Origin of the sequence: uncultured Limnohabitans sp. (assembly GCF_937889215.1) — a bacterium.
Lineage (GTDB): Bacteria > Pseudomonadota > Gammaproteobacteria > Burkholderiales > Burkholderiaceae_C > Limnohabitans_A.
This window is the reverse complement of the sequence record NZ_CALBEX010000093.1, coordinates 19,813-27,335: the sequence shown is the minus strand read 5'-3', so window position 1 is coordinate 27,335 and position 7,523 is coordinate 19,813. Positions and strand designations below refer to the sequence as shown.

At 58.1% G+C, this 7,523-nt stretch carries 8 protein-coding genes; 4 read left to right on the top strand and 4 right to left on the bottom strand.

Going from position 1 to position 7,523, the window contains the following annotated elements; genetic code table 11:
- Positions 1–647: DUF502 domain-containing protein (locus Q0341_RS02255; protein ID WP_299510255.1), on the bottom strand; the 647-nt coding region annotated here is incomplete at its 3' end.
- A 38-nt stretch (positions 648–685) separates the two neighbouring features.
- Positions 686–1,018, bottom strand: coding sequence for an FmdB family zinc ribbon protein (locus tag Q0341_RS02250; protein ID WP_299510254.1), 333 nt, complete (start codon positions 1,016–1,018; stop codon positions 686–688).
- A 241-nt stretch (positions 1,019–1,259) separates the two neighbouring features.
- On the opposite strand from Q0341_RS02250, the gene Q0341_RS02245 reads away from it, so the two are divergent.
- From Q0341_RS02245 to Q0341_RS02230, 4 genes are all read left to right on the top strand, one after another.
- Positions 1,260–2,399, top strand: coding sequence for an extracellular solute-binding protein (locus Q0341_RS02245; RefSeq protein ID WP_299510252.1), 1,140 nt, complete (start codon positions 1,260–1,262; stop codon positions 2,397–2,399).
- Positions 2,400–2,482: 83 nt separating this feature from the next.
- Positions 2,483–3,598: an ABC transporter ATP-binding protein gene (locus Q0341_RS02240; RefSeq protein WP_299510250.1), complete on the top strand. Its 1,116-nt coding sequence runs from the start codon at positions 2,483–2,485 to the stop codon at positions 3,596–3,598.
- Positions 3,595–4,536: an ABC transporter permease subunit gene (locus Q0341_RS02235; protein WP_299510249.1), complete on the top strand. Its 942-nt coding sequence runs from the start codon at positions 3,595–3,597 to the stop codon at positions 4,534–4,536. The genes Q0341_RS02240 and Q0341_RS02235 overlap by 4 nt, the downstream gene beginning before the upstream one ends.
- Positions 4,533–5,345, top strand: a complete 813-nt coding sequence (locus Q0341_RS02230) for an ABC transporter permease (RefSeq protein WP_299510247.1) — start codon at positions 4,533–4,535, stop codon at positions 5,343–5,345. Before Q0341_RS02235 ends, Q0341_RS02230 begins: the two co-directional genes overlap by 4 nt.
- Before the next feature lie 58 nt (positions 5,346–5,403).
- On the opposite strand, the gene ubiB is transcribed toward Q0341_RS02230, so the two are convergent.
- On the bottom strand, positions 5,404–6,978 hold the full coding sequence (gene ubiB, locus Q0341_RS02225; protein WP_299510257.1) for a ubiquinone biosynthesis regulatory protein kinase UbiB: 1,575 nt from the start codon (positions 6,976–6,978) through the stop codon (positions 5,404–5,406).
- Positions 6,978–7,490 (bottom strand): hypothetical protein, encoded by a 513-nt coding sequence (locus Q0341_RS02220; RefSeq protein WP_299510245.1) that lies wholly within the window; start codon positions 7,488–7,490, stop codon positions 6,978–6,980. Before Q0341_RS02220 ends, ubiB begins: the two co-directional genes overlap by 1 nt.
- Positions 7,491–7,523: the final 33 nt, after the last annotated feature.

The following is a 7,523-nucleotide window of genomic DNA, read 5'->3' as shown; positions in this document are numbered from 1 at the left end:
TCGATCATGGGAAGTGCGTCAGGGCCACCCGGCGCGACGACCCCCATGGAAATGATGTATTTCAAGGCGTCGTCGACGCTCATGTCGAGCTCGACCACGTCGGCCTTGGGCATCATCAAAAAGAAGCCAGAGGTCGGGTTGGGTGTGGTTGGCACGTACACACTGACCATGGGCTGGGTCAAATGTCGGGCCACCTCACCCCCCGGCGTACCCGTCAAAAATGCAATGGTCCATGAACCGTGGCGCGGGTATTGCACCAACAAGGCCTTAGAAAATGCATGGCCGGTGCCCGAAAACAAGGTATCGGCCACTTGCTTGACACTGGTATAAATCGTGCGAACCACCGGAATGCGGGTGATCAACTTGCCCCACTGCCGCAACCACCACTGGCCAAACATGTTGGCGACAAAGACCCCGGTGAAGAAGATGACCAAAGCCACCAGAATCACACCCAGACCGGGTACCCCTCGCAAATACTCGGCCAAGGCATGCATGCCCGGAATCAAGGTGTCGGCGGCATGCAAGACCGCTAAAAAGATCCCGTCCAGCAGGCCTACCAACCAAGTCAACACCCAAACGGTGATACCCATGGGCAGCCACACCAGCAAGCCGGTGATGAAATACTGTTTAAAGCTGCGTTGTTTCATGAAGTGGGCAGTCGGTAGGATTCAGTGCGCAAAAGCGATCAATGGCAGGCACAGGAAGCTGCACAAGCTCCAGCACTTGCAGTCGGCGTGGCCGGGGGGGCAGCTGGGCTGTCACCTCCCGATGCCGGCGCTGGGCTGGCCACCGCATCGGCCGTGGCTGCCGCTGGGGCTGCAGCGGCGGAAGCGCCACCACCCTTGAAATCGGTGGCATACCAACCCGTGCCCTTGAGTTGAAAACCAGGCGCCGTGAGTTGCTTGCTGAATTTGGGCGCGCCACACGCCGGACAGTCGGTCATGGGCGCGTCGCTCATTTTTTGCAGAACATCCTTGGTATGGCCGCAGGCGTCGCATTTGTAAGCGTAAATGGGCATGGGATGGTTCCTGAGAGAAAAATTTAACCCTCCATTGTAATTCGAAGACCTTACTGAACCGGGCGCTCTGCTAGAAACACCTCGCTGCCAGGCCGCCACAAAGGTGTAAACATTGGTCAGGTTTGTGAACATACCCTGTTAAAACGAGTAAAAGTTCGTTCTTATACAATCGCGCGCAGGCCGATTTTGCGTAGGCCCAGCTTTGGCCAACATCCCCAACCTTGATGGAGCTTTCACGTTCATGAACAAACGTTTTTTACTGACCGCTTTGTGTGCACTGACCTTGGCCGCCTGTGGCAAAAAGGAAGAGTCTCCTCAGACACCTGTGGCTGCAGTGGGCACCAGCAACGCCGAAGACAAGGTGTTGAACATTTACAACTGGCCCGACTACATAGCCGAAGGCATGATCGCCGACTTTGAAAAAGAAAGTGGCATCAAGGTCAACTACCAAACATTCGAGAACAACGAAGCCTTGCAAGCCAAGCTGATCGCAGGCAGCTCGGGTTATGACATCGTGGTGCCCGGCGCGGTATTTGCCAAATCGCAAATCGAAGCAGGCCTGCTGCGGCCTTTGGACAAAACGCAAATTCCAAATCTGACCAACTTGGACCCGGCCATCATGGCCAAGCTCGACAAAGTTGACCCCGGCAACACCCATCTGGTGCCATGGGCCTGGAGCTTCACCACGGTCGGCATCAACAAGACCAAAGTCAGCAAAGCGCTGGGCAACACACCCATGCCCGACAACGCCTGGGATCTGGTCTTCAACCCGACCTACACCAGCCTGCTCAAGTCTTGCGGCATCGCCTATCTGGACTCCCCCACCGAGGTGATGCCACCGGCCTTGCATTACATCGGCAAGGATGCTTATTCGGCCGACGCAGCCGACCACAAAGCGGCAGGTGAAATGCTGGCCAAGGTGCGCAAGGACATCCGGCTTTTCTCCAGCACCATGATCGATGACTTGGCCGGTGGCAAAGCCTGCGTGGCATTGGGCTGGGCAGGTGACATCAACATTGCGCGCAGCCGTGCCATCGAAAACCAAAGCGGCCAAGAGATAGAAGCCTTGCTGCCGAAAACAGGCGGCTTGTTGTTCTTTGACAATCTGGCCGTGCCCAAAGATGCCAAGCACCCCAACAACGCCATGGCGTTCATCAACTACTTTTTGAAACCAGAAGTATCCGCCGCTTTGACCAACGAGTTGAGCTACCCCACGGCCAACAAAGCCAGCGTGGCGCAAGTCACGCCAGAAGTGGGTCAAAACAAGAGCGTGTTTTTGGACGAAGCCAACTTGCAACTTGCGGTCTCGCCCTCCAGCTTGTCCAACGCAGCCCGAGAGTCCCTGACCTCGGTGTACACCGCGTTCAAACAAGGCAAGTGACGCCCAACCACTTGGTTGGCCGTTAACCCTAGGCCGTGCCCGTGGCGTGCACGGCCCTGAGTCTTGAACCGAAGGACACCTCCATGAGCACCACCCCGCCCGACTCGCTTGGCTTTCTGAGCATCCGAAGTCTGAGCAAGCGTTTTGACAACGTCCTGGCCGTGGATGATGTCTCGCTGGACATCGCAAAAGGGGAGATCTTTGCCTTGTTGGGCAGCTCTGGGTGCGGCAAATCAACCTTGCTGCGCATGTTGGCCGGCTTCGAGTCCCCTTCTTCGGGTCAAATTTTTTTGGGTGAGCAGGACATCAGCTTGCTGCCCCCTTACGAGCGGCCCATCAACATGATGTTCCAGTCGTATGCTTTGTTTCCACACTTGTCGGTTTGGGAAAACATTGCTTTTGGCCTGCGCCGCATGGGGATGGACAAAGACGCGATGGCCGAACGGGTAGAGGCCATGCTGGAGTTGGTGCAACTGCAAAAGTTTGCGGCCCGTAAACCCCATCAACTGTCGGGTGGGCAGCAGCAGCGCGTGGCATTGGCACGCAGCTTGGCGCGCAAACCCCAATTGCTGCTGCTGGATGAGCCCCTGGGCGCACTCGACAAGAAACTGCGCGAACAAACACAGTTTGAGTTGGTCAACATCATCGAATCCATTGGCGTGACGTGCGTCATGGTCACGCACGACCAAGAAGAGGCCATGACCATGGCCTCGCGCATTGCGGTCATGAGCCAAGGCCGCATTTTGCAACTGGGCAGCCCGACCGAAATTTACGAAGCCCCCAATTGCCGCTTTGTGGCTGATTTCATTGGCAGCATCAATTTGTTTGACGGCCACCTGACCCGAGCCGATGCCAGCCAATCCGAAATCCAAACGCCTCAAGGCCGCTTCACCCTGGGGCACGGCTCGTCCCATCCGCAGGGCATGGCTTTGTCACTGGCGGTTCGCCCCGAAAAAATCTTCATCGACAAACGCCCCCCCGATGTTGGCTCGGCGGGTTCCGCCAACACGGTGTCGGGCGTGGTGAGTGAAATCGCCTACATGGGCAGTTACAGCACATACCTTGTGAAGCTGCCCGATGACAGCGTGGTCAAGGTGACCCAATCGAACCGCAGCCGCAACCACGAGGACGACATCGTCTGGGGTGACTCGGTCTATTGCTTTTGGGACACCCAAGCGGGTGTTCTCTTGACCGCATGATCCAGTTCTTGTCGCGCTTGGTGGAACCCTTGCGCTTGGGAAGGCGCACCGTGGTTGGCATTCCAACGGTGTGGCTGTGGGTCTTTTTTGCCGCGCCTTTTTTGATTTTGCTGCGATTGAGTGTCACCGACATGGGCGAGCAACTCAACCCGTTTGCACCGCTACTGACCCACACCGAACTGGGCGGCTGGAAGCTCAACCTCAAACTGAGCCACTACGTCAGTCTCTTTGTGGATCGCGATGGGCATTGGGGTGACACCCTCTACATCGGCGCCTACCTGCTGTCCCTCAAGTACGCTTTTTGGACCACCGTTTTTTGCCTGTTTTTAGGCTACCCGTTCGCCTATTTTCTGGCCCGCGCCTCAGCCGCTTGGCGTCCGGTTTTGTTGATGATGGTGATGCTGCCCTTTTGGACCTCGTTTTTGCTGCGCGTTTACGCGTGGAAGGGCATCTTGGCCGACCAAGGCATTGTGAACAATGTCTTGCTGGCACTGGGCGTGATCCACGAACCGATCCAGATGCTCTACACCGATGTTTCCATGCTGGTGGGCATGACCTATGTTTACCTGCCCTTCATGGTCCTGCCTTTGTACGCCACATTGGTCAAACTGGACCCCCGGCTACTGGAGGCCGCACACGACTTGGGAGCCAGCCCCTGGAAAGCCTTTTGGCTGATCACTGTGCCGCTCAGCCGTTCAGGCATTGTGGCGGGCTCCATGTTGGTGTTTATCCCCTGCCTGGGTGAATTCGTGATCCCTTCCTTGTTGGGGGGGGCCGAGAACGTGATGATCGGCCGAGTGGTTTGGGATGAAATGTTCAGCAGCAACAATTGGCCTCGTGCCTCAGCCTTGGCCGTGATCATGATCTTAGGGGTGGTGATGCCCTTGGCTTGGTACAACGCCAAAGTGGCCCGTCAAGCCGAGAAGGAGCGCTCATGAGCCGTTGGCTACAAGCCCACTTTGGCAAACTCTGGATGGGCTTGGTCTACGGGTTCTTGTTTGCACCCCTGGCCTTCTTGGTGGTGTTCTCCTTCAACAGCACCCGTCAAGACAGTCGATTCACCGGTTTTTCATGGCGCTGGTACGAGGCTTTGGCCAATGACTCTCGTCTGCTGGAGGGTTTTCTGGTCTCGCTGAAGGTGGCTTTCATCAGTGCGTCGCTGTCGGTGGTGCTGGCCACGTTGGCGGCCTACACACTCGTTCGCTACACCCGGTTTCGGGGACGCAACGTTTTCACGGCCATGTTGAATGCCCCTCTGGTCATGCCAGAAGTGATCATTGGCTTGTCTTTGCTGCTGCTGTCGGTCAGCGCCCAACGCAGCCTGGGATGGCCCGAACGAGGCCTGACCACCATCGTGCTGGGGCATGTCTTGCTGGGCATGGCCTACGCGACAGTGGTGATCCAGTCTCGGCTCAAGGAAATGGAGCGCTCACTCGAGGAGGCGGCCATGGACTTGGGCTGCCGCCCCGGCCAAGTGTTCTTCTTGGTGACTTTGCCCAATATTTCACAGGCTTTGCTGGCCGCTTGGTTGCTGACCTTTACGTTGTCATTTGACGACGTGGTGATCTCAGAGTTCTTGTCTGGCCCTGGCGTGACCACTTTGCCACAGGTCATTTTCAGCTACGCTAGGCGCGGCGTGAACCCCTCCATTTACGCCGCCGCCACCTTGCTCATGGTGGTGGTCACCTTGGCCGTGGTGGCGTTTGGGGTTTACTCAGCGCGTCAAGCCCGCAAATCCCGCAACTGACCGCCACCGCGCAGGCGTGTCCCGAAACGGGTCACCCAAAGAGGCGCACCGTAGCCTCCTAAAACCGCCAAGCCAAATGGCTCCACAGCTGCAACAACACCAGGGTTGCGACAAAACCCAAGCCCATGTAAACCAGCGTCTGCAGCAAAGCATTGGTTCTGCGCTGCTCTTTGAGCAACTGCGCCAACTCGCGGTGATCACTTTGGCGCGGTTGTTTCAGGTACTCGTGCAGCAAACGCGGCAACTGTGGCAACAGTTTGGCGTAATGCGGGGCTTGGGCCTTGAGCTCTTGCAACAACTTTTGGGGGCCAATCTGCTCCAGCATCCATTTTTCGAGAAAAGGCTTGGCCGTGCTCCACAGGTCGAGCTCGGGGTCCAGATCGCGACCGAGGCCCTCAATGTTGAGCAGTGTTTTTTGCAGCAGCACCAACTGGGGTTGGATCTCGACCTGAAAGCGGCGCGAGGTCTGAAACAGCCGCATCAGCACCATGCCCAGAGAAATCTCTTTCAACGGTCGGTCGAAGTACGGCTCACACACGGCGCGAATCGCCGACTCCAACTCGTCCACACGCGTCTCGGGCGGCACCCAGCCCGACTCGATATGCAGCTCGGCCACGCGTTTGTAGTCGCGGCGGAAAAACGCCGTGAAGTTTTGCGCCAGGTACTCCTTGTCGTACTCGGTGAGTGTGCCCACGATGCCGAAATCAAGGGAAATATAGCGGCCAAAAGTCTCTGGTGCCAAGCTGACCTGGATGTTGCCCGGGTGCATGTCGGCATGGAAAAACCCATCGCGAAACACTTGCGTGAAAAAAAGCGTCACGCCATCGCGGGCCAACTTCGGAATGTCCACCCCTGCGGCGCGCAAACGGTCGACCTGGCTGATGGGCAGGCCGTGCATGCGCTCCATGACAATGACTTCAGGGTGACAAAAGTCCCAGATCATCTCGGGGATCAACACCAAGTCCAGCCCTTGCATGTTGCGGCGCAGCTGCGCGGCGTTGGCGGCTTCGCGCACCAAGTCCAGCTCGTCGTGCAGGTATTTGTCAAACTCGGCCACCACCTCGCGGGGTTTGAGGCGCTTGCCGTCAGCGCTCAGGCTCTCCACCCAGCCCGCCATCATGCGCATCAAGCTCAGGTCTTTGTCGATCACGGGCAGCATGCCCGGGCGCAAGACCTTGATGGCCACTTCGCGCACATCGCCCGATTTGCCGCGCAAGGTGGCAAAGTGCACCTGCGCGATCGAGGCGCTGGCCACAGGCTCGCGCTCAAAGGTTTCAAAAATATCATCCACCTTGCGGTTGAAAGCCCGCTCAATGGAGGCCACCGCGATGGCCGAGCTGAAAGGCGGCACCCGGTCTTGCAGCTTGGCCAGTTCTTCGGCAATGTCGGGCGCCAGCAAATCGCGCCGCGTGGACAGCACCTGCCCAAACTTCACAAAAATCGGCCCCAAACGCTCCAGGGCTTCGCGCAGGCGTACTCCCCGGGGCGAACGCAAGTCACGGCCCACCGAGAGCACGCGGGCTAACAGGCGAATCCATGGCTTTTGAAAGCTAGAGAGCACCAGCTCGTCGAGGCCGTAGCGCAAGACGATGAAGACAATGAATACGCCGCGCCCGAAACGGCCCCAGCGCATCATGCTGCGCTGCCCGTTCGCAACCCAGTGCCGGGGCGCTGTGCCACAAAACTGCGCAAAGCGAGCACGGCCTGACGGGCGGCTTGGGCCAATGTGTGTGCCGCAGCGTCCCCAATCAGGCCCGCCAAGTCCTCTTCGGCGTCCCAGCGCACATGGTCGATCAACCAATTGACCTCGGCGGCCAGTTGCACATCGCCTTCGATGCGCACTTTAGGTTTGGCACCTTGGGCCAATGCCGATGCGAGTGAGATCGGTGACTCTTCTGCCACTGTCAGGCGCAGATCAAAGCCCTCAAAGCGACCACGCTCAAGAAGGCCTGCGGGGGTGGGGGTCAGTTGCAGTTGGATGCGGTCCCAAACCAGCTCGATGCGCTGGCCTTTTTGGCGGGCCAAGCGGGCCATGGCCTCGGGCTCACTCATCAGCACATGGTTGAGGAACAAGACAAGACGGTTGACGCTCTCGTCCACCACCCAGGCCGGAGGCTGGAAGTTGGCCGCAAAGCGATTGACCATGTCGGGGAGCGCCTGAGCGGCCCATGAAAAAGG